Origin of the sequence: Novosphingobium guangzhouense, from assembly GCF_002896965.1 — a bacterium.
Taxonomy (GTDB): Bacteria; Pseudomonadota; Alphaproteobacteria; order Sphingomonadales; family Sphingomonadaceae; genus Novosphingobium; species Novosphingobium guangzhouense.
In genome coordinates this window covers 337,189-362,870 of the sequence record NZ_LYMM01000002.1, presented here as the reverse complement: position 1 = coordinate 362,870, position 25,682 = coordinate 337,189, and the positions used below count along the sequence as shown (strand labels likewise).

At 64.4% G+C, this 25,682-nt stretch carries 30 protein-coding genes and 1 other RNA gene; 15 read left to right on the top strand and 16 right to left on the bottom strand.

Annotation, left to right across the window (positions count from 1 at the left end):
- Positions 1-25: 25 nt before the first annotated feature.
- The gene (locus A8V01_RS03310; RefSeq protein ID WP_245892309.1) at positions 26-544 is read right to left on the bottom strand and encodes a nuclear transport factor 2 family protein; all 519 of its coding nucleotides are present in this window, start codon (positions 542-544) and stop codon (positions 26-28) included.
- Between the two features lie 277 nt (positions 545-821).
- On the opposite strand from A8V01_RS03310, the gene A8V01_RS03305 reads away from it, so the two are divergent.
- From A8V01_RS03305 to A8V01_RS03295, 3 genes are all read left to right on the top strand, one after another.
- Complete coding sequence (locus tag A8V01_RS03305) at positions 822-1,538, top strand: TetR/AcrR family transcriptional regulator (RefSeq protein ID WP_103094517.1); 717 nt, start codon at positions 822-824, stop codon at positions 1,536-1,538.
- A gap of 115 nt (positions 1,539-1,653) precedes the next feature.
- A complete protein-coding gene (locus tag A8V01_RS03300) occupies positions 1,654-2,340 on the top strand; it encodes an SDR family oxidoreductase (protein ID WP_103094516.1) in 687 nt (228 codons plus the stop codon).
- A 13-nt stretch (positions 2,341-2,353) separates the two neighbouring features.
- Entirely contained in the window at positions 2,354-2,797 is a 444-nt protein-coding gene (locus A8V01_RS03295) for a nuclear transport factor 2 family protein (RefSeq protein ID WP_103094515.1), read from the top strand.
- 5 nt (positions 2,798-2,802) lie between these two features.
- On the opposite strand, the gene A8V01_RS03290 is transcribed toward A8V01_RS03295, so the two are convergent.
- Positions 2,803-3,576: an SDR family oxidoreductase gene (locus A8V01_RS03290; protein ID WP_103094514.1), complete on the bottom strand. Its 774-nt coding sequence runs from the start codon at positions 3,574-3,576 to the stop codon at positions 2,803-2,805.
- Between the two features lie 99 nt (positions 3,577-3,675).
- Here A8V01_RS03290 and A8V01_RS03285 point away from each other — a divergent pair, with 99 nt between their 5' ends.
- Positions 3,676-4,074: a winged helix-turn-helix transcriptional regulator gene (locus tag A8V01_RS03285; RefSeq protein WP_103094513.1), complete on the top strand. Its 399-nt coding sequence runs from the start codon at positions 3,676-3,678 to the stop codon at positions 4,072-4,074.
- On the opposite strand, the gene A8V01_RS03280 is transcribed toward A8V01_RS03285, so the two are convergent.
- On the bottom strand, positions 4,071-4,421 hold the full coding sequence (locus A8V01_RS03280) for a pilus assembly protein (protein WP_103094512.1): 351 nt from the start codon (positions 4,419-4,421) through the stop codon (positions 4,071-4,073). The two genes, A8V01_RS03285 and A8V01_RS03280, sit on opposite strands and share 4 nt — an antisense overlap.
- Before the next feature lie 114 nt (positions 4,422-4,535).
- Positions 4,536-6,641: a malate synthase G gene (locus tag A8V01_RS03275; protein WP_103094511.1), complete on the bottom strand. Its 2,106-nt coding sequence runs from the start codon at positions 6,639-6,641 to the stop codon at positions 4,536-4,538.
- A gap of 293 nt (positions 6,642-6,934) precedes the next feature.
- On the opposite strand from A8V01_RS03275, the gene A8V01_RS03270 reads away from it, so the two are divergent.
- Positions 6,935-7,207 carry a hypothetical protein gene (locus A8V01_RS03270; RefSeq protein WP_103094560.1) on the top strand — a complete coding sequence of 91 codons (273 nt, stop codon included), beginning with the start codon at positions 6,935-6,937 and terminating at the stop codon, positions 7,205-7,207.
- A gap of 50 nt (positions 7,208-7,257) precedes the next feature.
- Here the strand turns inward: A8V01_RS03270 and ssrA are convergent.
- Both ssrA and mscL read right to left on the bottom strand, forming a co-directional pair.
- Positions 7,258-7,621, bottom strand: a transfer-messenger RNA (tmRNA) gene (gene ssrA / locus A8V01_RS03265).
- 21 nt (positions 7,622-7,642) lie between these two features.
- Positions 7,643-8,110, bottom strand: a complete 468-nt coding sequence (gene mscL, locus A8V01_RS03260; protein WP_103094510.1) for a large conductance mechanosensitive channel protein MscL — start codon at positions 8,108-8,110, stop codon at positions 7,643-7,645.
- Between the two features lie 187 nt (positions 8,111-8,297).
- Here mscL and A8V01_RS03255 point away from each other — a divergent pair, with 187 nt between their 5' ends.
- Genes A8V01_RS03255 through A8V01_RS03235 form a run of 5 tightly spaced genes read left to right on the top strand, consistent with a single transcriptional unit; the run spans position 8,298 to position 11,228 of the window.
- Positions 8,298-8,900, top strand: coding sequence for a LemA family protein (locus A8V01_RS03255; protein WP_103094509.1), 603 nt, complete (start codon positions 8,298-8,300; stop codon positions 8,898-8,900).
- Between the two features lie 5 nt (positions 8,901-8,905).
- Positions 8,906-9,733: a TPM domain-containing protein gene (locus tag A8V01_RS03250; RefSeq protein WP_103094508.1), complete on the top strand. Its 828-nt coding sequence runs from the start codon at positions 8,906-8,908 to the stop codon at positions 9,731-9,733.
- A gap of 1 nt (position 9,734) precedes the next feature.
- Positions 9,735-10,418, top strand: coding sequence for a TPM domain-containing protein (locus A8V01_RS03245; protein WP_103094507.1), 684 nt, complete (start codon positions 9,735-9,737; stop codon positions 10,416-10,418).
- Positions 10,415-10,996 (top strand): NUDIX hydrolase, encoded by a 582-nt coding sequence (locus A8V01_RS03240; RefSeq protein WP_103094506.1) that lies wholly within the window; start codon positions 10,415-10,417, stop codon positions 10,994-10,996. Before A8V01_RS03245 ends, A8V01_RS03240 begins: the two co-directional genes overlap by 4 nt.
- 1 nt (position 10,997) lies before the next feature.
- Entirely contained in the window at positions 10,998-11,228 is a 231-nt protein-coding gene (locus A8V01_RS03235) for a hypothetical protein (RefSeq protein WP_103094505.1), read from the top strand.
- Between the two features lie 48 nt (positions 11,229-11,276).
- On the opposite strand, the gene mmsB is transcribed toward A8V01_RS03235, so the two are convergent.
- The 7 genes from mmsB to A8V01_RS03200 form a co-directional block, all read right to left on the bottom strand.
- On the bottom strand, positions 11,277-12,146 hold the full coding sequence (mmsB, locus tag A8V01_RS03230) for a 3-hydroxyisobutyrate dehydrogenase (protein ID WP_103094504.1): 870 nt from the start codon (positions 12,144-12,146) through the stop codon (positions 11,277-11,279).
- Positions 12,147-12,203: 57 nt separating this feature from the next.
- Positions 12,204-12,989, bottom strand: a complete 786-nt coding sequence (locus tag A8V01_RS03225) for an enoyl-CoA hydratase-related protein (RefSeq protein WP_103094503.1) — start codon at positions 12,987-12,989, stop codon at positions 12,204-12,206.
- Positions 12,986-14,029: an enoyl-CoA hydratase/isomerase family protein gene (locus A8V01_RS03220; protein ID WP_103094502.1), complete on the bottom strand. Its 1,044-nt coding sequence runs from the start codon at positions 14,027-14,029 to the stop codon at positions 12,986-12,988. Before A8V01_RS03220 ends, A8V01_RS03225 begins: the two co-directional genes overlap by 4 nt.
- A 9-nt stretch (positions 14,030-14,038) precedes the next feature.
- The gene (locus tag A8V01_RS03215; protein ID WP_103094501.1) at positions 14,039-15,181 is read right to left on the bottom strand and encodes an acyl-CoA dehydrogenase family protein; all 1,143 of its coding nucleotides are present in this window, start codon (positions 15,179-15,181) and stop codon (positions 14,039-14,041) included.
- Between the two features lie 25 nt (positions 15,182-15,206).
- The gene (locus tag A8V01_RS29670; RefSeq protein ID WP_425437254.1) at positions 15,207-15,464 is read right to left on the bottom strand and encodes an I78 family peptidase inhibitor; all 258 of its coding nucleotides are present in this window, start codon (positions 15,462-15,464) and stop codon (positions 15,207-15,209) included.
- 35 nt (positions 15,465-15,499) lie between these two features.
- Entirely contained in the window at positions 15,500-16,024 is a 525-nt protein-coding gene (locus A8V01_RS03205) for a hypothetical protein (protein ID WP_245892293.1), read from the bottom strand.
- Positions 16,025-16,176: 152 nt separating this feature from the next.
- Complete coding sequence (locus A8V01_RS03200; protein WP_103094499.1) at positions 16,177-17,682, bottom strand: CoA-acylating methylmalonate-semialdehyde dehydrogenase; 1,506 nt, start codon at positions 17,680-17,682, stop codon at positions 16,177-16,179.
- Between the two features lie 115 nt (positions 17,683-17,797).
- Between A8V01_RS03200 and A8V01_RS03195 the strand changes: the two genes are divergently transcribed.
- From A8V01_RS03195 to A8V01_RS03180, 4 genes are all read left to right on the top strand, one after another.
- Complete coding sequence (locus A8V01_RS03195; RefSeq protein WP_342747333.1) at positions 17,798-18,697, top strand: LysR family transcriptional regulator; 900 nt, start codon at positions 17,798-17,800, stop codon at positions 18,695-18,697.
- Positions 18,698-18,743: 46 nt separating this feature from the next.
- A complete protein-coding gene (locus A8V01_RS03190; protein WP_103094497.1) occupies positions 18,744-19,235 on the top strand; it encodes a flavin reductase family protein in 492 nt (163 codons plus the stop codon).
- A 94-nt stretch (positions 19,236-19,329) separates the two neighbouring features.
- A complete protein-coding gene (locus A8V01_RS03185; protein ID WP_103094496.1) occupies positions 19,330-20,082 on the top strand; it encodes an SDR family NAD(P)-dependent oxidoreductase in 753 nt (250 codons plus the stop codon).
- A gap of 55 nt (positions 20,083-20,137) precedes the next feature.
- Positions 20,138-20,962: an alpha/beta fold hydrolase gene (locus A8V01_RS03180; protein WP_103094495.1), complete on the top strand. Its 825-nt coding sequence runs from the start codon at positions 20,138-20,140 to the stop codon at positions 20,960-20,962.
- A 512-nt stretch (positions 20,963-21,474) separates the two neighbouring features.
- Here A8V01_RS03180 and A8V01_RS03175 read toward each other — a convergent pair.
- The 3 genes from A8V01_RS03175 to A8V01_RS03165 form a co-directional block, all read right to left on the bottom strand.
- Entirely contained in the window at positions 21,475-22,332 is an 858-nt protein-coding gene (locus A8V01_RS03175) for an SDR family NAD(P)-dependent oxidoreductase (RefSeq protein WP_103094494.1), read from the bottom strand.
- 74 nt (positions 22,333-22,406) lie between these two features.
- Positions 22,407-23,831 carry a cytochrome P450 gene (locus A8V01_RS03170; protein ID WP_245892291.1) on the bottom strand — a complete coding sequence of 475 codons (1,425 nt, stop codon included), beginning with the start codon at positions 23,829-23,831 and terminating at the stop codon, positions 22,407-22,409.
- Positions 23,832-23,867: 36 nt separating this feature from the next.
- Complete coding sequence (locus A8V01_RS03165) at positions 23,868-24,203, bottom strand: 2Fe-2S iron-sulfur cluster-binding protein (protein WP_245892289.1); 336 nt, start codon at positions 24,201-24,203, stop codon at positions 23,868-23,870.
- Positions 24,204-24,396: 193 nt separating this feature from the next.
- Here A8V01_RS03165 and A8V01_RS03160 point away from each other — a divergent pair, with 193 nt between their 5' ends.
- Positions 24,397-25,680: a metal-dependent hydrolase family protein gene (locus A8V01_RS03160; protein WP_103094493.1), complete on the top strand. Its 1,284-nt coding sequence runs from the start codon at positions 24,397-24,399 to the stop codon at positions 25,678-25,680.
- Positions 25,681-25,682 lie beyond the last annotated feature (2 nt).

Sequence of the window (25,682 nt, the reverse complement as noted above, 5' to 3'; positions counted from 1 at the left end):
CGCAGCTTCCTGTGTTTTCGCGTTGTTATTTCTGGCTGGGGTCCGTGCCCGCGCGGCCGCCGCGCGGCGCCTGCGGATTGGCGGCGAAGAAATCGAGCGTGCCGGGGTCGTCCTTGACCCAGTCGGTCACCAGTGTGCGACTGACGATGCGCCATTCCCCCCGGCGGCAGGCATAAGTGTCGAGGTAGCGCCCCGAGATGAACAGGTCGCGCACGCCGCCGTCTTCCGACGATACCGAATGCCACGCCTGAAAGTACCACTCACCGCTGGCCTGCTCGCCGTCGATGGCAATGCGCGACTGGCCGAGCAGATGGTGCGTGGCTTTCATGCCGGCCAGCAGCCCTTGCGCGAAGGCGACGAATTCGTCCGCCGTCCCCTTCATCAGCCCGCAGTCGATAACCGCATCGTCATGAAAGGCGCTGCGCTGCAATTCCGGCTCCAGCCGGTCCAGCCCGCGCATGTAGCGTGCCACCGCATCGGCGATGTCCCGCCGCGCGGCAAGATCGCGCACCTCTGCCTCAAGATCGAACCGGGCGGTGGTCACAGCGTCCAAGGGGCGAACCTCCGGACGGACGGCGCACGTGTGCTGGGCATGGCCTTTCACTCTCCCGTTCCCGGCCACGGCGCGTCTGCGGTTGCGCGCCTTGCAGCCAAATCGGCAGCTTTGGACGCATAAACCGACTCAGCTGCCGGTTTTTTATGCTACGCTTGCGCATCGCCTCTCACCTGCGACTTAGGCTAGGTTCACTGCCCGGCATGGTTGCCGCAGGACAAGGGGAGCAGTTCCGAACGGAACGGGTGCAAGAACGGGAATGGAAAGGATGAAGGCCAGCGATCTGCAGGACCGGATGCTGAGCGCGCTCATGCCGGAGGTGCATGCCACTTGCCTGGGGCGCCTGCCCGAAAACGGGTCTGCCGAGAAATGGCAGCAGCGCAAAAGCGCGCGGATGCGCGAACGGCTGGTGGGCGCCGCGATCGACCGGCTTGTCGAAGACGGCTATCCCGGCCTTACCACCGCCGCCGTAGCCACCGCCTGCGAGGTTTCGCGCGGGGCGATGCACCATCATTTCCAGACGCGGATGGAACTTGTCGCGGCGGTTGTCGATCACGTCGTCTACCACCGCATGCGCACGTTTCTGGCCGACTACTTCGACGCCGTATCGCGCCGCAAGGATGAGCCGATGATCGAACTCGCCTGCGACGCGCACTGGCGCTCGGTGCAGACGCGCGACTACGCCGCATGGCTGGAACTGGCCCTCGCCGCGCGCACCGACACCGAACTTGCCGCCATCTTCGAGCCCGCCGCGCGCCGCTACGACGCGATCTGGACCGGCGAGATGATCGACGCCTTCCCGTTCTGGCAGGACGATCAGGGCCGCCAGGATTGGGAGAACCTCAAGCTCGCGCACGATTTCACCAGCGCGATCCACGCGGGGATGCTGCTGCATCAGCCGATCTTTGCCGACAACGCGCGCATCGACCGACTGCGCAGGTTCGCCGCTCACACGATGCAACGCTTGAGCGAAACGGGCAGCTGAGCTTCCTCATCTTCTCGCATAAGTCACAGGTGTCGGCCCGGCGCCTGCTCTTCCAGACTTCGCACCAACGAATCCGGCAGGGAAACCGGCAGGAACGAAACGGAAAGGATATCTGATGGCAAACGTGGCAATCACCGGCGCAGGGCGCGGGATCGGCCTTGAACTGGTAAAGCTGCACCTTGACCGGGGCGATACCGTTCTGGCGCTCGTCCGCAACCCGGGCGGCGCGAGCGAACTGAACACGCTTGCAGCATCCTTTGCCGACAAGCTTTCCATCCACCGTATGGACGTGGCCGACAATGCCTCGGTGAAGGACGGCGCTGCCTCTACCGGCTCCGGCGGGATCGACGTGCTCTACAACGTCGCGGGCGTTTCAGGCCGCACCGAACCGCAGCTGGACGGCATCGACTGGGATGATTTCGACGAGGCGATCGAGATCATGCTGAAAGGCCCGCTGCGCGTCCTCAGCGCTTTCCTGCCGCGTCTTGGCGAAGGGTCGAAGGTAATCAACTTCTCCAGCCAGCTGGGCGCATCGACCTGGCCTTATGGCGGCTATTACCCTTACGTCGCGACGAAGGCCGGGCTCAACCGCCTGATGCGTTCGGTCGCGATCGACCTCAAGGATCGCGGGATCGTCGTCGGGCTGATCCATCCGGGCTGGGTGCAGACCGACATGGGCGGATCGGGGGCCGATATCACTCCGCAGGAAAGCGCCGCCGCCATCGCTGCCCTTACCGATAGCTGGACGATCGAGGAGACGGGCGAATTCTACAAGTGGAACGGCGAAAAGCACGCTTGGTAAGGGGAGCAAAGCCATGGCGTTCACCGGACCGCTGGAGGACCGCGTCCTCATCCGCGAATTGCTGGATACTTATGCCCATGCGGTGATGACCCGCGATGCGCAAAGCTGGGCATCGACATGGGCAGAGGATTCGTACTGGGCCCTGCCCGAATTTCCCGACCTTGGCGGCTTCACCGGCAAGCAGGCGATCGTTGCGGCCTGGGTGGAATCGATGAAAAGCTACGGCCTGGGCGGCAATGCGGCCCGGCCGATGGTCTATGTCGCCCATCCCGGAGAGATCCGGGTGGCGGGCGACCGGGCCTCTGCGATTTCCTATACCTCGGAAATCTTCGAAGACCCGGCATCCGGCAAGACCATGCGCCTGCGCGGCCGCTACGTAGACGAACTGGCGAAGATGGACGGCGAGTGGCGCTTCACCCGCCGCGAATACACCACCTTCGACGCCCGCGAAGATTAGGTAGCTTAAAGCCCCAGCTGTTCGAACATCTTGCGCGTAACCGCCATGAGATTGCCCATGGCCTGCGCAAGATTGCCCTGCACTTCGGCGAAGCGCAGCGGTTTCACCCGCTCCACCAGCACTTCTTCGGGCGTCGGCGTCTGCGCGAAAAGCGCCATGACTTCGTCGGCGAATTCGCCCAGCGGCTGATAGCCTTCACGAGTGCGCTGGCCGGGGGTCAGATCGGTCTGGACGGCGGGCGGGGCCAGTTCGATCACCTCGACCCGGCCGCGCAGCATCTCGCGCAGCGCCACCGTATAGCTGTGGATCGCGGCCTTGGTCGCGTTGTAGGTCGGCGTCCCCGGCAGCGGCACGAAGGCCAGCCCTGACGTGACGTTGACGATCACGCCGTCACCCTTCGCCGCCAGATGATCGACCAGCCCATCGATCAGGCGGATCGGGCCGAGAAGGTTGGTGGTGATCGTCGCTTCCGCATCCGCAAGATCACGCGCGCGGTCGATCCGTTCGTAGCGCATGATGCCCGCGTTGTTGACCAGCACGTTCAGCGCGGGGAACCGTTCCACCACTTGCGCGGCGAAGGCGGCCACACCCTCGGCGCTCTCCACGTCCAGCGTGATCGCGTGCATGTTCTCACGCCCCGCGCAGGCCGCTTCCAGCGCGTCCAGCCGGCGCCCGGCGATGATGACGGTGTTGCCCGCATCATGGAAGCGCTGCGCCAGCGCCTCTCCGATGCCCGAGCCGCCGCCGGTGATGAGGATGGTGTTTCCGGTCGTCTTCATGGGGACACTCCTTGATTGACGCTGTCGATCTAGCACTCCACATTCGATCGGAAAGAAGGCACCCAAAAGATTTATACTTACCTAAAAGAGAGTGATCACATGGCCGCCCGCCCCGCACCCGAAAAGAACTGCGAACACATCGACCCCAGAGTGGAGGCGCTCGTCACCGACCTCATCGGCCGGGTGGCGGACAAGTGGACGATGATCCTGCTGGAAATACTGGAGGAAAAGGGCACCCAGCGCTTCACCCAGATTGCCCGCGCGGTGCCTGATATCAGCCAGAAGATGCTAACGCAGACGCTGCGCCGCATGGAGCGCGACGGGATGCTGACGCGCACCGTCCATCCCGTGGTGCCACCACGCGTGGACTATGCTCTCACCCCTTTGGGCGAAACGCTGAGCGAAGCGTTCTGCGGTGTATGGATGTGGGCGGAAGCGAACCTCGAACGCGTTGAACACGCGCGGGAGGAATTCGACGCGCGCCAGGTCGCAGTCTAGTTCAGGAAGCTGCGCAGCAATTCCATCGCGCTGCGCCGGGCCAGCTTTTCGGGCACGTAGACCACAGGGATCGCCTTGCCCTCGATCAGTTCGGCAACGTCGATCGGCTCCTTGAGGGCGATCCCGCAGCGGTCATGCGCGCGCCAGCGGACCTGCCCCTTGAGCACGCGGTCACCCACCGTCAGTTCCACGGCAACACCGCGGGCCGGCGGGGCATCGACCATCGCCAGAACCCCGCGCGAAGAGGCGTTTGCAAGCGTCACATCCGCAACCCGGTTGCCGAAACGCATGACAGCGGCAACCGCCATCATCGTACGCGTTTCCATCCGCTGCCGGTGAATGAACATGCCCGCGTCCCTCTGCAAAAGCCGAGGTGGATATACCCGAAAATTACCTAAGATGGAGTTAAATCGCAATTTACACCCCGGCCCGCCTGAGAGGCAGGCCGGGGACCGGGGAAATCAGGCCGCCTTCTTCTTCAGGCGCCAGGCGTGGAGCAGCGGTTCGGTGTAACCGTTGGGCTGCTCCACCCCCTTGAACACAAGATCGCAGGCCGCCTGAAAGGCCATGCTGCCATCCCAGTTGCCCGCCATCGGCTCGTAAAGCGGATCACCGGCGTTCTGCCCATCGACCTTGGCCGCCATGCGCTGCAGCGAATCCATAACCTGTTCCTTCGAACAGACCCCGTGCAGCAGCCAGTTCGCCATGTGCTGGCTGGAGATGCGCAGCGTCGCGCGGTCTTCCATCAGGCCGACGTCGTTGATGTCCGGCACCTTGGAACAGCCGACGCCCTGATCGATCCAGCGCACGACATAGCCGAGCAGCCCCTGCGCATTGTTGTCCAGTTCCTCGCGCACTTCCTCTTCGGACCAGTTGGTGCCTTCGGCCAGCGGGACCGAGAGCAGCAGGTCAAGGCCGGGCACATCCTCGTTCGCGATCCCGGCGCGAAGGCCGAAGACATCGACCTGATGATAGTGCATCGCGTGAAGCGTGGCTGCGGTGGGCGACGGCACCCAGGCCGTGTTCGCGCCGGTCCTGGGGTGGCCGATCTTCTGTTCCATCATGTCGCGCATCATATCGGGCGCGGCCCACATGCCTTTGCCGATCTGCGCCACGCCCGAAAGACCGTGCCGCAGGCCGATGGCGACGTTACGCTTCTCATAGGCGGCGATCCATGCAGAACCCTTGATCGCCGCCTTGCGGATCATCGGCCCCGCCCGCATCGACGTGTGGATTTCATCGCCCGTCCGGTCGAGGAAGCCGGTGTTGATGAAGACGATACGGTCCTTCACCGCCTCGATACAGGCGCCAAGGTTGGCCGACGTGCGCCGCTCCTCGTCCATGACGCCGACCTTGATGGTGTGGCGCGGCAGGCCGAGGAGGTCTTCGACCGCATCGAACAGGGCATTGGTGAAGCCGCACTCCTCAGGCCCGTGCATCTTGGGCTTGACGATGTAGATACCGCCTTCGCGGCTGTTGCCATGCCTGGTCAGACCACGGACATCATGCGCTGAAATCGCGCTGGTGATCACCGCATCCATGACGCCTTCGGGAATTTCCGAGCCATCGGGCAGCAGGATCGCCGGGTTGGTCATCAGATGCCCGACGTTGCGCACGAACAGCAATGACCGGCCCGGCAGCGCCTTTTGACCGCCTTGCGCCAGCGTGACCGCCTTGTCCGCCGCCAGCGCGCGGGTCAGTGTGCGCCCGCCCTTTTCGAACGTATCGGTCAGATCGCCCCGGATCACGCCCAGCCAGTTGGCGTAAGCGGCAACCTTGTCCTGCGCATCGACTGCCGCAACCGAATCCTCAAGATCGACAATCGTGGTCAGCGCCGCTTCGAGGACGATATCGGCAATGCCCGCCTTGTCGGTGCTGCCGACCTGACTTGCGGGATCGACGACCACCTCGATATGCAGGCCGTTGTTGGCGAATATCATGCCCCGTTCCGTCTGCCCGACGAACTGCGCGGGATCGGCCAGCGTGATGGCCCCGACGTCTACAACCTCCGCCCATGTCCCTGCCTTGAGCGGCAAGGCCCGGTCAAGGAACGCCCGGCCCGCCGCGATGACGGCCGCTCCGCGCGCCGCGTCATAGCTCGACCCTGCGGCCGGCGCCGCATCCAGTGCGTCAGTGCCGTACCATGCATCGTAAAGGCTGCCCCAGCGCGCATTCGCCGCATTCAGCAGGAACCGGGCGTTGAGAACCGGCACGACCAGCTGCGGCCCGGCCATCGTCGCGATTTCGGGATCGACGCCGCGTGTGCCGATGGTGAATGCACCAGGTTCGGGGACGAGATAGCCGATCTGACGCAGAAACGCCTGATATTCGCCCTGCTCCAGAGGCTTTCCGGCCCGTTCCAGATGCCACGCATCGATCTGCGCCTGCAGCGTATCGCGCTTGTCGAGGAGCGCGCGGTTGCGCGGGGCGTATTCGGCCAAGAGCGCGGCAAAGCCCGCCCAGAACGCTGCCGCGTCCTGTTCGATGGGGGACAGAACCTGCTCCTCCACGAACTTCGCCAGCCCTGCGTCGACCTGCAGCCCCGAACGATCAACCCTGTCAGTCATTGCCTTCCTCGCACTGGTAGGAACGCGCACGGATAGCGTGCCACGTTCGCGTAAAAACCAAACTGCCCTGGGGAAGGATTGCTGCCGTATGGCCGATCCCGGCGCGCTTGGCAACCATGGGCCGTTCCCGTCACGGGACGGACGTTGCGGATTGGGACATGATCCGGGGCTAATCCGGATTTATTAATTGTCGGAAACCCTTACATTCAAGCAGAGGTTAAGCACCGGATTGCGCGGGAACGCTGGACTGGCATGAACGTTGCTGAACTGTGGCCACTGTCAAAGGGATGAAAATGCTCGGAAAAGTCGGTCGCCTGTTCGTGATCAAGAGCAACTGGGAAGCCTACATGGTGATCTACGCGCTGGCTCTCGGCGCGATCGAACGTGGCAGCGTCTATCTTACGCGTTTTCCGGGTTTCGGCGGCAAGCTGCTGTTCCTGGCCTGCACGGGTGCGGTATTCATGGCAGGCGCCAAGATTCTCGACTGCATCAAGTACGAAAAGGCCGCTCTTCTGGCGAAAGCCGAAGCCGCGCCGGAACAGGAGGCTGAGCGCAAGGCCGCCTGAAACAAGGGAGAGGTGGGGCGATTCTGTTGATAGGCTCGCCCCCAGCCCCCGGAATCCGCTTCTGTTACCCGGTGGGTCCAACCGTGTTCTAACTTTGTAACTTCAGGGCGTTAGCCCCTAGAATTACGCCGCGAGAGCAAGTGCTTCGTTGTCGTTGGCACTTATGAGTTTTGAGCCTTGAACGGGTTACTCAGCCCGGAAGAAAACACCGCTTTTCAACACACGTCGATCCTAGTTCGGCCCCGTCATCACCCCTGCGACAACAGGGTTGCCTCCATTCGGAGACGGGTGATGGTGGAGCCGCCGGGTACCGCCCCCGGGTCCGCTGCGTCTATTGCACGGGGCAATTTATCCTCATAGCCGACCAAGGCCGGCAGGAGCCCATATAGGGGCTCCCGCCTGAATGTGAAGTGAAAGTGAAACGGCTGGAAAGGCTCAGCCTTTCTTGCGCAGTTCCTCAAGGATTTCCTTCAGCGCAATCAGTTGCGGATCGACCGGCGCTTCGGGTGCCGGGGCAGCGGCGGCGGCTTCGGCTTCCTGCTTCTTCACCGAATCGATCATCTTGTTAACCGAGCGCACCAGCATGAACAGCACGAAGGCGATGATGAGGAAGTTGACGATCTGGGTGATGAATTCGCCATAGCCGATCATTGGCACGCCCGCCGCCTTGAGCGCGGCATAGTCGGTCAGGCTGCCCTTGTAGTCTGCCGGGGCATCGCCCAGCTGCAGGAAGTACTTCGAAAAATCGATGCTGCCGAACAGCCAGCCGATAACCGGCATGATCATGTTCTCGTTCAGCGAGGACACGATCTTGCCGAAAGCGGCGCCGATCATCACACCCACCGCAAGGTCGAGCACGTTACCGCGTGCGATGAACTTCTTGAATTCGTCTACGATTGCCATGCGCCTGGTTCCCCTTCTGCCGGCCATTGATTGTTGCCTGAGTGCTGTTTGGCACACTCGGCATGGGCCCACAAACGTTTGTTAACCGTGTGGGTTGCCCCCAGGCCGCTTGATCCACCGGGCCCCGGCGCTATCTATCGCGTGGAAGCCATCGGTTCGTCCGGTGTGCAGTGGAGGAAAGACCCCGATGTCGCTCATCAACGCCCGCAGCATCAAGACCGGCCTTGTTCTTGGCGCGGCCCTGTCGCTCAGCGCCTGCGGCTTCAACTCGGTGCCGACCAAGCAGGAAGCCGCCAAGGCCAAGTGGGCCGACGTCGAGGCTGCCTTCCAGGAACGCTCGAACCTCGTCCCCAACCTTGCCGCCGTCGCCAAGGGCGCGGCCGAGCAGGAAAAGTCGATCCTCGTCGGCGTCACCGAAGCGCGCGCCAAGGCGACCTCGGTGCAGATCAGCGCCGAAGACCTGAACGATCCCAAGAAGATGGAGCAGTTCCAGCAAGCGCAGGCAAACCTGGGTGCCGGCATCGGCCGCCTGCTCGCCAGTGTGGAAGCCTATCCGGACATCAAGTCCAGCACCAACTACCAGATGCTGCAAAGCCAGCTGGAAGGTCAGGAAAACCGCATCCGCGTGGCGATCCGCGACTACAACGGTGCGGTTCAGGACTATAACACCGAAGTGCGCACTTTCCCCTCGATGATCGGCGCCCGCCTGCGCGGCGCAGAGCCGCTGGTGCCTTACAAGGCAGTGACGCCCGGTGCCGAAGCCGCGCCGAGCCTCGAAGGAAAGCTCTGATCCGGATGGCCCGCATCCGGGCCGTATCGCTGGCCGCACTTCTGGTCCTCGTCGCTCTCGTTTCGGGAGCGCCGGGGGCGTGGGCGCAGGATTTTCCCAAGCTGACCGGCCGCGTCGTCGATGCCGCGAACATCATCCCCGATGCCGAGGAAGCGCAGCTCACGCAAAAGCTTGAGGCGCTGGAAAAGCAGTCGAAGCGCCAGCTCGTGGTGGCGACCGTGCCCTCTTTGAACGGTTACGAGATTTCCGATTATGGATACCAGCTGGGGCGTGCCTGGGGCATCGGCCAGAAGGATACCAACAACGGCGCCATCCTGCTGGTCGCGCCTAACGAGCGTAAAGTGCGGATCGAGGTCGGCTACGGCCTTGAAGGTACGCTGACGGACGGGCTCTCGTTCCTCATCATCAACAACCAGATCCTGCCGCGCTTCAAGGCTGACGATTATCCTGGCGGTATCGCTGCGGGGACCGACGCCATCATCAAGCAGCTGACCCTCCCGCCCGACGAAGCGCGCAAGATTGCCGCCGAAGCTGACAAGGCGCAGAAGGAACGCGGCGGCGGTGTGTCGATCGGCACCGTCATCTTCATCCTCTTTGTCATCTTCTTCTTCGTCCTGCCCATCATCCGCTCTGCAAGCGGCGGCAGGCGCGGTCGGTACGGCGGTCTCAACACGCCGATCATCTGGTTCCCCGGCGGCTTCGGCGGAGATGACGACGATGATCACGGCGGCTGGGGCGGCTTTGGCGGCGGTGGCGGCGGCTGGGGAGGAGGCGGCGGCTTCTCCGGTGGTGGCGGCAGCTTCGGCGGCGGCGGTGCAAGCGGGAGCTGGTAATATGGCAAAACCCAAATACCTGACCGAAGCCGACCATGAGCGTATCAGCGCGGCCGTGGCCGAGGCGGAACTGCTCAGCTCCGGCGAGATCGTGACCATCCTTGCCGACAGGTCGGACGGCTATACCGACGTGGCGCTGGCATGGTCGGCGTTCGTGGCGTTTCTTGCGCTGGGCGCGCTGGCGATCGTGCCCGACTTCTACATGGGGCTCTACGACCGGCTGATTGCCGACTGGGGCCATGAGTGGAGCCCGCGCATGATCCTGTCGCTGGCGCTGGGCGTGGCGGCGATCAAGTTCGCGGGCATGATGCTGCTGCAGATGTGGCAGCCGCTCAAGTTCCGGCTGATCCCCGCGCCGATCCGCACCACGCGGGTGCATGACCGCGCGATGCGCGCCTATCGCATCGGCGCGGAAAAACGCACCACCGGGCGCACCGGCATCCTCATCTATTTGTCCATGCGCGAACACCGCGTCGAAATCCTTGCCGACGAGGCGATCGCCAGCAAAGTGGAGCCCGGCATCTGGGCGGATGCGATCGACGCCATGCTCAGCGCCCTTCGCGAAGACCGCACGGCCGATGCGATGGTGGCCGGCGTAGGCAAAGTCGGCGCCATCCTTTCCCGCCACGTCCCCCGCCTGCCGGGCGACGTCAACGAACTTCCCGACAGGCTGATCGAAGTATGACCGAAATTACAACATCTGGACTTTCCGACCACTTCGATGCCGACAAGCCGGTCGAGACGATGTGGGAAGGTCGCTTCATCACGGCCAAGCGCCGCGGGCGGTGGGAATATGTGGGTCGTGCGCGTGGCATTCGCGCCGCGGTGATCCTTGCCGTGGATGCGGAAGACCACGTCATCCTCGTTGATCAATACCGCGTACCGCTGGGCAAGCGCTGCATCGAGCTGCCGGCCGGCCTCGTCGGCGACCATGACGACAACCGCGATGAAGACGCTGCCATCGCCGCCGCGCGCGAACTGGAGGAAGAAACCGGCTACCACGCGGGCCGCATGGAAACCGTGGGAGAATTCTTCTCCTCGCCCGGCATGGTGTCGGAAAGCTTCACCCTGTTTCGCGCGCACGATCTGGTCAAAGTCGGCGACGGCGGCGGCGTGGACAGCGAGGATATCGTCGTCCACCGCGTACCGCTTTCCGGGCTGACCGAAGCGCTTGCCGCGTGGCGGCAGCAGGGTTACGCAATCGACGTGAAGATGCTCACCCTGCTTGGGCCGCAAATTCTCGGGCACTATATTCCGGCCTGACATGCGCACCCGCCCCGGCATCTGCCGGCGCAAGGCGCGCTACGCCAGCGAGGCCGAGGCGCTGGAAGTCGCTGCCCGCGCGCCCTTCCCGCTGCGCCCCTACAAGTGCGGGCTGTGCCGCAAGTATCACCTCACCAGCCGGACGAAGGGCATGAAACTGCCGCGCTTCGAACGGGAACGGCGCAGCCCCGCCTCCGCCGGACCTCCGGGCGGTAGCGACCCGGAAGGCTGACGGAGAAGGTTCCCCTCTCTCAACAAGTCCGGAGAGGGGATTTTGGGATCACAGCGTCGTGAAGATGGCGCCGAAATCCTTGCCGCCGTTTCCGGCTTCAACGAATGCTTCGTATATCTTCGTCGCATGCTCGCCCATCGGCACGGTGGCTCCGGCCGTTTGTGCGCCGCCCATGGCAAGGCGCAGATCCTTGAGCATCAGCGCCGAGGCGAAACCGCCCGCATAACCATTGTCCGCAGGGCTGGCCGCACCGATGCCGGGGGCCGGAGTATAGTCGTTCAACGACCAGCAGTAGCCGGTGGACTTCGAACTGATCTCATAGAATTTCTGCGGATCGAGGCCCGCTTTTTCGGCCAGCGCCAGCGCCTCGCACGTGCCGATCATGTGGATCGCCAGGAGCATGTTGTTGCACATCTTGGCAACCTGCCCCGCGCCGCTTTCACCGGCAAGGATCACTGCCTTGGCCATGGGTTCCAGCACGACCTTCGCCTTTTCGAATGCCGCCTCGCTGCCGCCGACCATGAAGGTCAGCGTACCGCCGTTGGCAGCCGCAATCCCGCCCGAAACCGGAGCGTCGACCATCTCGTAACCCGCCGCGACCGCCAGTTCGGTCACTTCGCGCGCGGTGGCCAGATCGATCGTCGAGCAGTCAAGGAACAGCGCGCCCGCCGGAGCCTTGCCGATCACGTCGGCGGTGTAGACCGCCTTCACGATCGCCCCGCTGGGCAGCATCGTGACAACGGCCTCGGCGTCCTTCACCGCATCGGGCACGGCGGTATAGGTGGCGCAGCCGTTCTCGGCCGCCTTCGCCAATGCCTCGGCCGAAAGGTCGAAGGCATGAACCTCATGCCCCGCCTTGACGAGATTCGCGGCCATACCGCCGCCCATGTTGCCAAGGCCGATGAATGCGATCTTCATAGGAAACTCTCCAAATTCGTCATCCCGCAGCGCAGGCGGCAGAGCGCATCTGGCCGCTTAGCGGCCCTTCCACACTCCGGGGCGCTTCTCGACGAAGGCGGCCATGCCTTCGACCTTGTCCTCGGTGGCAGTGAGCACCTGGAACATGCGACGCTCCAGCACGAGGCCGGTGTCGAGTGTGGTTTCGAAGGCGAGGTTGACCATTTCCTTGTTCATGGTCGCGGCGAGCGGCGGCATAGCGGCGATCGTCGCGGCCGACTTGAGCGCCGTATCCAGCAGATCGGCAAGCGGCACGACCTGGCTGACGAGGCCCGAACGCTCCGCCTCGGCGGCGTCCATCATGCGGCCCGTCAGGCACATGTCCATCGCCTTCGCCTTGCCGACGGCGCGGGTCAGGCGCTGCGAGCCGCCCATGCCGGGGGCAACGCCGAGCTTGATTTCGGGCTGGCCGAACTTCGCATTTTCCGAAGCGATGATGAAGTCCGCCATCATCGCCAGCTCACACCCGCCGCCCAGCGCGAAGCCGTTGACCGCAGCGATCCACGGCTTGCGCGTGGTCTTTACGATCTGGCTGGTCCAGCCTGCAAAGAAGTCCTCCGAATAAAACTCCGCGCTCGGCTTGTCGGACATTTCCTTGATGTCCGCGCCTGCCGCGAAGGCCTTTTCGCCCGATCCGGTGATCACCGCGCAGCCCTGGGACTTGTCGGCCTCAAACGCGGCGAACGCCTCGATCAGTTCGGCCAGAACCTTCGAATTCAGCGCGTTGAGCGCCTGCGGGCGGTTGAGCGTGATGAGCGTGACGCCGCCCTTCTGCTCGACCAGGATGGTTTCATACGTGCTCATAGGGGCTTCCATTCCTCTTCGGGGGAAAGGGGCGCGAAGATCGCGTCCAGCATCTCTTCGGTCACGCCTTCGGGCGTGGCCGGGTTCCATTTGGGGTTCTGGTCCTTGTCGACGATCACCGCGCGCACGCCCTCGGCAAAGTCCGGCAGGACCAGCACGCGGGCACCGATGCGGTATTCCATCGCCATGTTCTGGGCAAAAGTCTCCAGCCCCAGCGAGGCTTCGAGCTGGCGCAGCGAGACCTTGCAGGCCTGCGGGCTCTTGGTGCGCAGGGTGGCAAGTTCCTTCGCCGCCCACTCGCTGCCATCGCTTTCCAGCGAGGCGAGCACCTGTTCCAGCGTATCGAAAGCGAAGTGCCTGCGGATCGCCCCGGCATTGGCCGCGACCCTGGGTTCGGGCGCCTTGGTGGAAAGCGCGGCGAGCACTCCGCCGATCTCGTGACCCGCAGCGATCCGGTGCTTGGCGTCGGCCAGCGCATCAGACGGCAGGTAATGGGTAGACAACCCCGCCCACAGGCACTCCGCCCCGTCGAACCGCGCGCCCGTCAGCGCAAGGAACTGGCCCACGCGGCCATCAAGGCGCGAAAGATACCAGCCGCCGCCGACATCCGGGAACAGGCCGATGCCGGTTTCGGGCATGGCGTAACGGGTATTCTCCGTCGCCACGCGGTACTTCGCGGGCTGCGAAATGCCCACGCCACCACCCATCGTGATGCCGTCCATGAACGCGACGACGGGCTTTTCGTAAGTGAACAGCTGATGGTTGAGGTGGTATTCCTCGAGGAAGAACTTGCGCCCCGCCTCGCCGCCGTCGGTCAGGGCGGACTGGCGCAGCAGGTTGATGTCGCCGCCCGAACAGAAGCCGCGCCCTTCGGCGTGCTCGATCATCACGACCTTCACCGCGTCGTCGGCCGCCCATTCTGTCAGCTGGGCGATCATCGCCTCGCACATGCCAAGCGTCAGCGCGTGGATCGCCTTGGGCCGGTTGAGCGATATGATGCCTGCGACGCCTTCGCGCCGGAACAGCACTTCGTCAGTCATGAAGCCCCCTTACTTCAGCAGGTCACGACCGACGATCATGCGCATGACCTCGTTGGTGCCTTCGAGGATGCGATGGACGCGCAAATCGCGCCAGAAGCGCTCGATCGGATAGTCCTTGAGATAGCCGTAGCCGCCGAAGACCTGCAGCGCGCGGTCCACCACCGAAGAACCGGTGTCGGTCGCGATCAGCTTGGCCATGGCGGAGAAGCGCGTCTTGTCGGGCGCGCCCGCGGTTACCTTGGCAGCGGCGAGATAGAGCAGTGCGCGCGCGGCCTCCAGTTCGGCGGCCATGTCGGCCAGACGGAACTGCGTGTTCTGGAATTCGGCGATGGGCTGATCGAACTGCTTGCGATCCTTCGCATAGGCCACTGCTTCATCGAGGCAGCGCTGCGCTCCACCGAGCGAACAGGCTCCGATATTCAGGCGGCCACCATCAAGGCCCGCCATCGCGAACTTGAAGCCATCTCCCTCGGCGCCCACGCGGTTCTCCACCGGGATGCGCGCATCCTCGAAGATCACCTGCGCGGTGGGGGAGCTGTTCCAGCCCAGCTTCTTTTCGGGCGCGCCAAAGCTCACACCCGTCGTGTCCCTGTCCACAACGAAGCACGAAATCCCGCGCGACTTGTGGTCGCCGGTACGGGCCATCACAAGGTAGACATCGTTGACCCCGCCGCCCGAAATGAACTGCTTGGTGCCGTTGAGCACATAATGATCGCCATCAAGGCGCGCCGTCGTCTTGAGCGCCGCCGCATCCGAGCCGGAGCCCGGTTCGGTCAGACAGTAGGAAGCGATCTTCTCCATCGTCACCAGATCGGGAAGGTAACGGTCCTTGAGGGTCTGGTCGCCGAACCTGTCGATCATCCACGCGCCCATGTTGTGGATGGAGATATAGGCGCTGGTCGCCGGGCAGCCGTAGGACATGGCCTCCATGATCAGCGCCGCATCCAGACGGCCAAGGCCGATGCCGCCGTTCTCCTCGGACACGTAGATCGCCCCGAAGCCCAGTTCGCCCGCCGCCTTCCAGACGTCGACCGGATAGTGATGCTGTTCGTCCCACTCCGCCGCGAAGGGCGTGATCCGGTCGGCGGTGAACTTGCGCGCCGTTTCCTGGATCGCAAGCTGGTCTTCGGTGAGGCCAAACTGTTCGGTCATGACATCCTGCTCTTGGCGGGCATAGCTACCCGCAATTGACGTTCGTTATGATCCCTTGCCCGTCGAGGTCCACTGTGACCCTTCCAGGCTGGTATTCGGTCGTAACGACGGTTTGCGGCGGCGCAATCCATCGCAATGTTCGGCTGCGCGTTGCCTTCAGCAGCGCAAGCCCCGTATCCGCATCGGCCCTGCGGCCGACGAAAGCCTGCCCCCCGGCTGCCGAGCAGCTGTCAGCGGCCTTCCGGTCCGCATCTGCCGTCACGCAACCCGGCGCGGCAAGCATCACACCGCAGGCGATGACAGCCGTTTGCGCTTTCATCACGCGCAGCGCGTGTAGGTAAGCGGTCCGGGCATGGCATCCTTGCCGTAGTCCCGCCGGATCATGGTCTTGCCGTCGTCCTGCACGTCGAGCACGACGTCCTGGGTCCAGCTCTGGCCTTCGCCGGTATAGTCGAACGTACCACGGATGCGGCTTTCGCCTGCTTCCTTGATCTCGCCAAGCTTGGCCACCGATTCGTAGAACTTGAGCTGGTCGGCCGAGACTTCGAGCAGGCCCTTGGCGTCGCCGCGCGTACTGGTGCAATCGGCCGCGACAAGGCCCCAGCGGCCGCGAATGGCCTCAGGGATCTCGGACATTCCCACTGCCGCGCCGTCACCTGTATCGGTCGCCTCTGCAGATGCGGGGGCTTCCTGCATGACTTCCTCGGTTTCGGTGGCCGAAGCGGAAGGTTGCGGCGCATCGGAACCCGACGAGCAGGCCGCCAGCGCGAACAGCGGCAGCGACAGGATGAAGGCGGAACGCAGGGCGACGGCTGGCTTTGAGGCAGGCACGGAAACAGGCACGGGAATTCCTTTCGTTGCAACGGCCGTGGCCGTGGCAACGCGCGCGATCCCCTGCATGTTCCCGCGCCGGCACCGGGCGGCGGGAGAGCGAACCCTCCCGCCAGTGCCGAACCGCGTTTCCCGCGCGGCCTCCATCACCCCCCAGGCTTTCATCACCCCATTGTCGGGATGATGAAGGCGCTGTCACCGGCCGCGCCGCCATCGGGCCAGCGTTGCGTCACGGTCTTCACCTTGGTCCAGAACCGCACGCCTTCCATGCCGTACTGGTTGTGATCACCAAAGGCCGAACGCTTCCAGCCGCCGAAGCTGTGGTAGGCGACCGGCACCGGGATCGGCACGTTGATGCCGACCATGCCGACCTGCACGCGGCCCGCGAATTCGCGCGCGGCATGACCGTTACGGGTGAAGATGGCCACGCCGTTTCCGTACTGGTGACGGGTGGGCAGTTCGATCGCTTCCTCGAACGTCTTCGCGCGCACGATCTGCAGCACCGGGCCGAAGATCTCTTCCTTATAGGCGCTCATGTCGGGCGTCACGTGGTCGAACAGCGACGGGCCGACGAAGAAGCCTTCCTCGTAACCCTGCAGCTTGAAGCCGCGCCCATCGACGACGAGTTCCGCGCCTTCGTTCACGCCGGTCTGAATCCAGTCCTCGATCCGCTGCTTGTGGATCGCGGTGACCACCGGGCCGTACTGCGCCTCGGGATCGGTGGAGATGCCGACCTTCAGCTTGTCGATCGCGGCGATGACCTTTTCGCGCAGGATATCAGCGGTTTCCTCGCCCACCGGAACCGCCACCGGCAGCGCCATGCAGCGTTCGCCAGCAGAGCCGAAGGCCGCGCCCATGAGGTCGTTGACGGTCTGGTCCATGTCCGCATCGGGCATGATGATCGCGTGGTTCTTGGCGCCGCCCATCGCCTGCACGCGCTTGCCGGCATCGACGCCGCGCTTGTAGACGTAATGCGCGATGTCGGACGAACCGACGAAGCTGACCGCCGCGATACCCGGATGATCGAGGATCGCGTCGACCATCTCCTTGTCGCCATGGACGACCTGCAGCACGCCTTCGGGCGCGCCGGCTTCGCGGAACAGTTCGGCAAGGCGCACCGGCACCGAAGGATCGCGCTCGGAAGGCTTGAGGATGAACGTGTTGCCGGCCGCAACGGCCGGGGCGAACATCCACATCGGGATCATCGCCGGGAAATTGAACGGGGTGATGCCCGCACCGACGCCCAGCGGCTGGCGCATCGAATAGACGTCGATCCCCGGCCCGGCGCCCTGCGTATATTCGCCCTTGAGCATGTGCGGGATCGAGCAGCAGAATTCCACCACTTCAAGCCCGCGCTGGATATCGCCCTTGGCGTCGTCCACCACCTTGCCGTGTTCGGAGGCCAGCAGTTCGGCCAGCGACTGCATGTTCTGTTCGATCAGTTCCTTGAAGCGGAACAGCACGCGGGCGCGGCGCTGCGGATTGGTGGCGGCCCAGCTGAGCTGCGCTTCCTGCGCGGTCGCCACGACCTTGTCGAGCAGCGCCTGATCGCCAAGCGCCACGCGGGCCTGGATCTGGCCAGTGCTGGGATTGAAAACGTCACCGTGCCGCGTGGCCTGGCCGCCTCCGCCGCCGTTACCGCCCACGACGAAGTGGTCGATCAAACGCATGCCTCTTCCTTTCGCATCATCTTTGAACCGGTAGGTGGCCGTACAGGGAATTGCAGGCAAGCTGAAAATGCGCCATCGACAGCTGCAAATATGCAGTCAGAGGTGTGATAGCGTCGTGACGATACCCGCGATCAGCTGGAGTGACTACCAGGTGTTCCTAGCCATCGCCCGGACGGGGCAGCTGGCCGCCGGTGCCCGCGCGCTGGGTGTCGATCCGACCACCGCCGGGCGCCGGCTGCGCAGGCTTGAGGCGGCGCTGGGCGCCCGCCTCTTCGAACAATCGCGCACCGGGCAGGAACTGACCGAGGCGGGCGAAACCCTGCTGAGCGCCGTAGAGGCCATGGCCAGCGCCGCCGGCCGCATCGGCGAGGACGCGCTGGGCGGCGACGGCCTGCACGGCACCTTGCGCATCAGCGCCTCGGAAGGCTTCGGATCGTGGTTCCTGGCCGCGCACCTGCCGCGCTTTCAGGCCGCGCACCCGCGCCTTGCCATCGACCTTGTCGCCAACAGCGGCTTCCTCAGCCCCAGCCGCCGCGAGGCCGACGTCGCGATCATGCTGTCCCGCCCACGCACCGGCCCGCTGGTGGCGCACAAGCTGGCCGACTATACCCTGCGCCTTTATGGATCGCGCGACTATCTGGAGGCTCACGGCACCCCGCAGCGCCCCGCCGAACTGGCCAGTGCCCACGCCCTTGTCGGCTACGTGCCCGACCTGCTCTATGCCCCCGAACTGCGTTATCTCGACGAGATCCACGCCGGGCTGAAGGCTAATATCCGTTCACCCAGCATCACCGCGCAGATGCAACTGGTGATCGCGGGCGCGGCGCTGGGCGTGCTGCCCTGCTTCATGGCCGAAGGCGACCCCCGGCTTGTCCAGGTCCTGCCCGAGTGCCGGATAACCCGCACATTCTGGTGCGTGACTCACCAGGACATCCGTAAGTCGCCGCGCGTCGCATTATTCCGCCAGTGGCTTGACGAAACGGTGCGCGACATGGAGGAAGTCCTCCAGCCATGAACCGCCCAATTCCGGCTCCTGCTTGGGCAATGACAGGGATTTTCACGTGACCACGACTACCATCGATCCAGCCGAATTCCGCAAGGTTCTGGGCAGCTACCCCACCGGCGTCTGCGTCATCACCGCGCTGGACGATGACAAGCCCGCAGGCATGGTCGTGGGCAGCTTCACGTCCGTTTCGCTCGATCCGCCGCTGGTCGGCTTCTTCCCGGACAAGTCCTCCACCTCATGGCCGCTGATCGAGAAGGCCGGGCACTTCTGCGTCAATGTCATGGCCAGCGATCAGGGCCCGGTGTGCAAGGCCGTGACCGCCAAGGGCGAAGCCAAGTTCGTTGGCGTGGAATACGTCATTTCCGAACACAACCTGCCGGTCATCGCGGATTCGATCGCCGCGATCGAATGCAAGCTCTATTCGGTGACCGAAGCGGGCGACCACTGGTTCGTGCTGGGCGAAGTGCTGCGCATGGAAACCGTGCGCGAGGACGAACCCATGCTGTTCCACCGTGGCCGCTACGGCAGCTTCGCGGAGAAGATGTAAGGGTCTGTCCGGCCCTCATCGCCTGCACGGTTTGACTCTCCCGGCGCAGATGCTGTTCACATGTTCAGCATCATGATCCGGGAGAGCATTTCACATGACACGTTCGCTTGACGGCAAGGTCGCCGTGGTTACCGGCGCGGGTTCGGGCATCGGCCGGGGCATCGCGCTGCGGCTGGCCGAAGACAAGGCCGCCATCGCCGTGTGGGATCTCAACCCCGAAGGCGCCGCCGAAACCGTCAGCCAGATCACGGCCGCGGGCGGCAAGGCGCTGGCGATCACGGTCGACTGCTCTGACAAGGCCGCGATCCGGGCCGCCGCCGAAGAAACCCGCGCCGCGTTCGGCGCCATCACCATCCTTGTCAACAACGCGGGCATCGCGCCCTTCACCCCCTTCATGGACGTGGAGGACGAGGAGTTCGACAAGGTCATCCGCATCAACCTCAAGGGGCCCTGGCTGGTCACGAAGGAAATCGTGCCTGACATGCTGGCCGCCAACTGGGGGCGCATCATCAACATCACGTCATCGTCCACCCAGTCCGGCTCCTTCGCGCAGAGCCACTATGTCGCGTCCAAGGGCGGGCTGCTGGGGCTGACCAAGGCGCTGGCGATGGAACTGGGCAAGACCGGCATCACCGCCAACATGATCCCGCCCGGATCGATCGACACCCCCATGCTGCGCGGCGCGCCGATCGATGCCGATGCCTATGGCGCATCGCTGCCCGTCGGCCGACTGGGTCAGGTTGCCGACATCGCGGCCGCAGCGGCGTTCCTGGCGTCGGAGGAAGCCAGCTACATGACCGGGCAGACGATCAGCACCAACGGCGGGCGCTACATGGGCTCGGCCTGATCGGCACGCGTACGGGGCGCTTTCATCGCGCCCCGGTGCGGGCTAGGTTTCGGGGATGACGGCACAATTGCGCATCTCCATCGGTGGCCCGATCGACGGCGCCCCAATCGACGGTGCTTCGAACGGCGCCATGCTTGCGGCAGAGCGGCGCGAAGGCCGCGGAACGCCGCTGGTGCTGGCCCATGGCTTCGGCGGATCGCGGCGGGACTGGGATGCGCTTGTCGCCGCCCTGCCGGACACGGCGCGCCCGCTTGTCACATACGACTTGCGCGGCTTCGGCGGTTCGGTGGGGGATGGGCAGCCTTATTCCCATGCCGACGACCTGCTTGCCTTGCTGGACGCGCTGGAGATCGCACAGGCGGACCTGTGCGGCATGTCGCTGGGCGGCGCGACCGCGCTGTCCTTTGCGCTCGACCATCCGGAGCGGGTGCGGCGGCTGGTACTGGTCAGCCCGCTGATGGTGGGGTGGAGCTGGACGGCGGAGTGGGTCGATCGCTGGAAGGCCATCGGCCGCGCCGCGCGCGGCGGAGACATGGCGCAGGCGCGCGAATTGTGGTGGCATCACCCCCTGTTCGACGCCCTGCGCGAACGCCCCGCCGCCCCCGCCATGCGCGCGGCGATCGATGCATACCACGGCGACCAGTGGGTGCAGGACACCCAGCGCCCCGCCCTGCCCGACAGCGAGCGGCTTGGCGACCTGTCCATGCCCACCCTGCTGCTGACCGGCGAACGCGACACCCCCGATTTCCGCATGATTGCACAGGCCATCGCAGCCATGGGCCAGAACGTGACCCGCATCGATCATCCGCACGCCGGTCACATGCTCAACCTCGAAATACCCGAAGTCATCGCGCCGGAAATCGCACGATTTCTGGGATGAGAGAGATCGGGAGGGCTGGTTTGGGTGGTGAGCGGACGGTTCGGTTCAACTAGGGCGGGATACCCGTTCCGATAGCCACGGGAGCGCCGCCAAAGCATCGTCCTTTGCAGCTTGCAATGTATCGAACAAACCGGAGCGATAACCGCGCGACGACCAATATCCGTCTATGCCCCCACCACAGTCATGCAAGTCTATGTAGACTTCCTCTGAGTGAGTGAAAAACCCGTCAAGACGGCGAACTAGCGCCCACCGCTTCAATCCGTCTGCACTCAAGGATGTTTCAAGAATAACTTCATTGCAGGACATTCGCAGAGGATGACGCGCTTTATGCATGTCCGCAACGGGGCGTGATCGGAATGGCAGAAATGGCGCAGGCGATGCGGCAATTTACCGCAGCCCCGCTAGCCGCTGGATCATAGACCCACGCCGCTCAGCCTGAACGGGGGAAAGGGCAATCCTGCAGTCCGCAGGCACTTCAAAATCCCGCGCCCCTCAACCGCCAGCCCTACGCCCTAGACCCCGGCGTCCTCCACCATCATCGCTGCTGCGCGCGCGTCCAGGATATCCTGCAGGTGGTTGACCGGGTCGCCCACGGTCACTCCGCCCTCCACCGGGATCACCGCGCCGGTCATATGCCGCGCACGGTCGCTGGCAAGGAACAGGGCCACTTGCGCCACATCCTCGGGCTCGCCCCGGCGCTTGATCAGCTGGTTGGACAGATAGACCGCGTTCACCCCCTCCTCGATCCGCGCGGCAAGCGCCGCGTCGGCGCCCGCCTGCCCGAACGAGGACAGCTCCGTCCGCACATGCCCCGGCACAAGGCAGTTCACCCGGATGCCATGCTGCGCAAGGTCGATGGCCGATGACTTGGCGAACTGGATCAGCGCCGCCTTGGATGCCCGGTAGGTCATCATCCCGATGCCCGCCAGCGTCCCCGCGATCGAGGCATTGTTGAGGATGACCCCCCCGCGCCCCTGCCGTTGCATCACCCGCGCCGCATTGCGCGTGCCCAGCATGGGCCCAAGCACGTTGACCCGCATCACCCGGTCGAAGTCCGCAAGCTCATCGTCAAGGAAGCTGGGGTAAGGCCGGGTAGAGATACCGGCGTTGTTGAACATCACGTCCAGCCCGCCGAAGCAATCGACTGCGGTGTCGACCAGCAGTTGCATGGCCACGGCATCGGCAACGTCGGTATGGCGATAGATCACCGCATCGCCAAGCCGGTCGGCCAGCGCCTGCCCCGCCGCATTGGCAAGGTCGGCGACGACCACTTTCGCGCCCTGCGCCACGAACAGTTCTACCGTGGCGCGGCCGATCCCGCTGGCCCCTCCGGTGACGATCGCGACCTTGCCCGCAAGTTCCTGTTCCACCGCGCTTGTGTTCCTTTTGAGTGCCGCTGTGTGCTGTTCTGTCTGGGTGCCGCTTGGGGATCGCTGTGTGCCGTTCAGCCGACCCGCTTTTCGAAGGTGATCGGCAGCGATTCGATCGTGTGCGTCGCCACGGACCGTGTGTAACGGATATCGCTTTCAGGGATGGCAAAGCGGATATCGCGCATCTGCCGCACGATCTCGCGCGCGGCGACCTTCACTTCCATCCGGGCCAGCGCCAGCCCGATACAGCGGTGCGGACCACCGCCGAAAGCCACGTGACGGCCCAGATTCGGCCGGGTTATGTCGAACGCGCGCGGCTCCGGGAACACGCTTTCGTCATCGTTTCCGGAACCATAGACCAGCAGCATGTGCGCATGCGCCGGGATCGTCGTACCGTTCACGGTGACTTCGCGCGTCGTCATGCGCGACAGGGCTCTCACCGGAGGGGCGCTGCGCAGATGCTCTTCGATGAAACGGTTTAGCTGACGCTCGTCATCGACCACGCTCTCCAGCAAATCCGCCATTCCGGGGCGAGTGGCAAGGACGTGGAACAAGTTGCCGATCGCGGTCGCGGTGGTGTCGTTGCCCGCGATCAGCGTGGCCCGCACAAGCGAGACGGCCTCTGCGAAAGTCAGCTTTTCCGTGGTTCCATCGGCATTGGTGACTTCAGCGTGGACAAGGTCGGAGATCATGTCCTCGCCGGGATTTTCCTCGCACGCCTTCATCCGGGCGATGAGATACTGCTGCAGTTCCGCGATCTGGGCGGCATTCTCCAGCATCGTCTCGCGAGTCTGCATTGCGCCGATCTGCGCCGTCACCGCCACCGACCAGCGCGATATCTGCGCTTCCATGCCATGGTCGAGGCCAAGCTGTTCGACGATCACGCGGATCGTCAGCGGAATGGCAATGTCCTTCACCGCATCGCACTGCCCCCCACCCTTCGCGACGGCCTCGGCGATGACCCCACGCACCACTTCGGTAATGCGCGGCTCCAGTTCCTTGACGCGGTGCGCGGTGAAGGCACGCTCCATCAGCTTGCGCACGCGGGTGTGGTAAGGTGGGTCGGACATGATCGCATCGGGGAAATAGCCCCCGCCATGTTCACGCAGATAAGCCTCGAACTCATCGCGCATGCCGCGCGCCTGCTGTTCGGAATAGCCGTGCTGGACCGAAAACGTGACCGGGTCGGACTGCACCGCGGAAATATCCTCGTGCCGGGTCACGAGCCAGGAACCCAGTTTGGCATCGTAGTGGATCGGATCTCCGTGGCGCATCGCCGCATAGAATTCGCGCGGGCGCGCCTGAATCGCGGTGTCAGCCAGCGAGCCTTCGGCAAGGAGTTGCTGCTGCTCAGGCGTCAGCGGCTGCCGCTGCGATACGCGGTCCTGAAAAGCCTGCCCCTGAGATATCTGGGTCGCCATGTCCGTCCTGTCATCCTGCCCCGGCCGATGCCCGGTCTTGTTCTTCGGGTTATGGAAGAGCGGCCGGTGCCCGGCCATGCCCGCACTCGAACCCGCGCTTGTCCCGAACTGCACTCAATATCCCGAAGCGGGCGCCACCGTGACCGCCAGACCGTCCAGCTGCGGCGACATGCGCACCTGACAGCCAAGGCGCGAGGTGTCCTTCATGACATCCGCGACCATGTCGAGCATCGCGAACTCGACATCGTCAGGCGCGCCGACCTTGTCCCACCAACGTTCGTCCACATAGACATGGCAGGTCGCGCAGGCGCAGCCGCCGCCGCAATCGCCCATGATCCCGGCCACACCATTGCGCCGCCCCAGCTCCATCAGGCTGACGCCTTCCTCCACGTCAGAGAACGTGTGCGTTCCCCCTTCCGCATCGGTCATGGTGACTGTCAGGTTGCCCATACTTTGCGCTGTCCTCTCCACGTTGTCGCCCCCTCATGCGCCGCAAGTGCCGGAGTGGAAACTGCCTGGGCGGCCCCGCCGCTTGACTGGCCGGGAAGGCCCCGCCGCCAGAGGATACAAGCCCTGCCCGGCCAGTCATTTTCCGTCGTGCTGCCCCCGCCTAGTCTTCCTTTCTGCAAGGAGATCGAAGACCGTGGCCCGCACCGTAATCCGCAACGCGACGCTGTTCCCCGCCACCGGCGCGCCGGTGGTTGCCGGCGAACTGGCGATCGAAGGCGAAAGGATCGTCTCTGTCGGCCCCGCAGGGCAAGCACGCCCCGACGATATCGTCATCGACGCCAAGGGCATGTTCTGCATGCCCGGCATGACCGAGGGCCACGCGCACCTGTCATTCGAGAATGTCTGCGCCACCGAAGACCTCATCGCCCCCGGCCCCGAAACGCAGGCGTTCACGGCCGCACGCGGAGCAAGGGCCTTGATCGAGGCGGGCTTCACCAGCGCCTACGGGGCGTCCGAAGCCAAGCTCAAGCTGGCCGTGGCCGTGCGCGATGAAGTCAATGCAGGCCGCCTTCCCGGCCCGCGCATCCGCGCAGGCGGGCTGGAGATTTCCGTTACCGGCGGCATGGGCGACGAAAGCAGGCTGCACAATCCGCGCATCGGCCCGTCCACCATCGTCGACGGCGTGGAGGAGATGCGCCGTGCCGTGCGGCTCCACTGCCGGGAGGGGGTGGACAACGTGAAGCTCGACGTCTCCGGCGACCCGTTCTACCCCAACACGCCAGGCCATACGACGCCGATGACCTTCGAGGAAATCCGCGTCGCCACCGAAACCGCACACGCTTTCGGCCGCAGGATCAACGCACATACCCGCTCTATCGAGGGATCGAAGCATTGCATTCGCGCAGGCGTCGACGCGCTGTTCCATACAGAATACGCGGACGACGAACTGTTCGACATGATGGAAGAAGCCCGCGATCGCATCTTCGTCGTGCCCACCGTGGGCCTCTTTGCGCAGATCATGGCGGGCGAAGCGTCTGCCCATGGCCTGACGCCTGAAGTCGGCGGGTACATGAACATTCCCGAACTGCTCGAAAACTCCATCCGCACCCACTCCGAACTGCGCAAGCGCGGTATCCGGCACCTGATCGGCGGGGATTATGGCTTTGGCTGGAGCCCTCAGGGCACGCAGGGGCGCGACCTGAGGTTCTTCGTCGAGCATTACGGCTACAGCCCAGCCGAGGCGCTGGTCTGCGCCACCCGCAACGGCGGACTGGCTATGGGACATGCCGATCTCGGCACGCTGGAGGTCGGCAAACTGGCCGACCTGATCCTTCTGGACGGCAATCCGCTTGATGACATTTCCGTACTGTCGGGCCCGGAGAAGGTCGTCTTCGTAATGAAGGGCGGCGCGGTCCAGAAATCCACTCTCGGTGCCGGCACGCGCGGTGTTTCGCCCGTCCTGCAGGCTGCGGAATAAGG

Bases quoted from the DNA above. Each gene is read 5' to 3' on its own strand.
- A8V01_RS03170 (WP_245892291.1), bottom strand. From the start codon at position 23,831: ATGGCCGGGCACCGGCCGCTCTTCCATAACCCGAAGAACAAGACCGGG.
- A8V01_RS03285 (WP_103094513.1), top strand. From the start codon at position 3,676: ATGGCCGCCCGCCCCGCACCCGAAAAGAACTGCGAACACATCGACCCC.
- A8V01_RS03275 (WP_103094511.1), bottom strand. From the start codon at position 6,641: ATGACTGACAGGGTTGATCGTTCGGGGCTGCAGGTCGACGCAGGGCTG.
- A8V01_RS03240 (WP_103094506.1), top strand. From the start codon at position 10,415: ATGACCGAAATTACAACATCTGGACTTTCCGACCACTTCGATGCCGAC.
- A8V01_RS03245 (WP_103094507.1), top strand. From the start codon at position 9,735: ATGGCAAAACCCAAATACCTGACCGAAGCCGACCATGAGCGTATCAGC.
- A8V01_RS03185 (WP_103094496.1), top strand. From the start codon at position 19,330: ATGACACGTTCGCTTGACGGCAAGGTCGCCGTGGTTACCGGCGCGGGT.
- A8V01_RS03255 (WP_103094509.1), top strand. From the start codon at position 8,298: ATGTCGCTCATCAACGCCCGCAGCATCAAGACCGGCCTTGTTCTTGGC.
- A8V01_RS03165 (WP_245892289.1), bottom strand. From the start codon at position 24,203: ATGGGCAACCTGACAGTCACCATGACCGATGCGGAAGGGGGAACGCAC.
- A8V01_RS03270 (WP_103094560.1), top strand. From the start codon at position 6,935: ATGCTCGGAAAAGTCGGTCGCCTGTTCGTGATCAAGAGCAACTGGGAA.
- mscL (WP_103094510.1), bottom strand. From the start codon at position 8,110: ATGGCAATCGTAGACGAATTCAAGAAGTTCATCGCACGCGGTAACGTG.
- A8V01_RS29670 (WP_425437254.1), bottom strand. From the start codon at position 15,464: ATGCTTGCCGCGCCGGGTTGCGTGACGGCAGATGCGGACCGGAAGGCC.
- A8V01_RS03220 (WP_103094502.1), bottom strand. From the start codon at position 14,029: ATGACTGACGAAGTGCTGTTCCGGCGCGAAGGCGTCGCAGGCATCATA.
- mmsB (WP_103094504.1), bottom strand. From the start codon at position 12,146: ATGAAGATCGCATTCATCGGCCTTGGCAACATGGGCGGCGGTATGGCC.
- A8V01_RS03280 (WP_103094512.1), bottom strand. From the start codon at position 4,421: ATGTTCATTCACCGGCAGCGGATGGAAACGCGTACGATGATGGCGGTT.
- A8V01_RS03300 (WP_103094516.1), top strand. From the start codon at position 1,654: ATGGCAAACGTGGCAATCACCGGCGCAGGGCGCGGGATCGGCCTTGAA.
- A8V01_RS03305 (WP_103094517.1), top strand. From the start codon at position 822: ATGAAGGCCAGCGATCTGCAGGACCGGATGCTGAGCGCGCTCATGCCG.
- A8V01_RS03290 (WP_103094514.1), bottom strand. From the start codon at position 3,576: ATGAAGACGACCGGAAACACCATCCTCATCACCGGCGGCGGCTCGGGC.
- A8V01_RS03225 (WP_103094503.1), bottom strand. From the start codon at position 12,989: ATGAGCACGTATGAAACCATCCTGGTCGAGCAGAAGGGCGGCGTCACG.
- A8V01_RS03250 (WP_103094508.1), top strand. From the start codon at position 8,906: ATGGCCCGCATCCGGGCCGTATCGCTGGCCGCACTTCTGGTCCTCGTC.
- A8V01_RS03215 (WP_103094501.1), bottom strand. From the start codon at position 15,181: ATGACCGAACAGTTTGGCCTCACCGAAGACCAGCTTGCGATCCAGGAA.
- A8V01_RS03180 (WP_103094495.1), top strand. From the start codon at position 20,138: ATGACGGCACAATTGCGCATCTCCATCGGTGGCCCGATCGACGGCGCC.
- A8V01_RS03295 (WP_103094515.1), top strand. From the start codon at position 2,354: ATGGCGTTCACCGGACCGCTGGAGGACCGCGTCCTCATCCGCGAATTG.
- A8V01_RS03200 (WP_103094499.1), bottom strand. From the start codon at position 17,682: ATGCGTTTGATCGACCACTTCGTCGTGGGCGGTAACGGCGGCGGAGGC.
- A8V01_RS03235 (WP_103094505.1), top strand. From the start codon at position 10,998: ATGCGCACCCGCCCCGGCATCTGCCGGCGCAAGGCGCGCTACGCCAGC.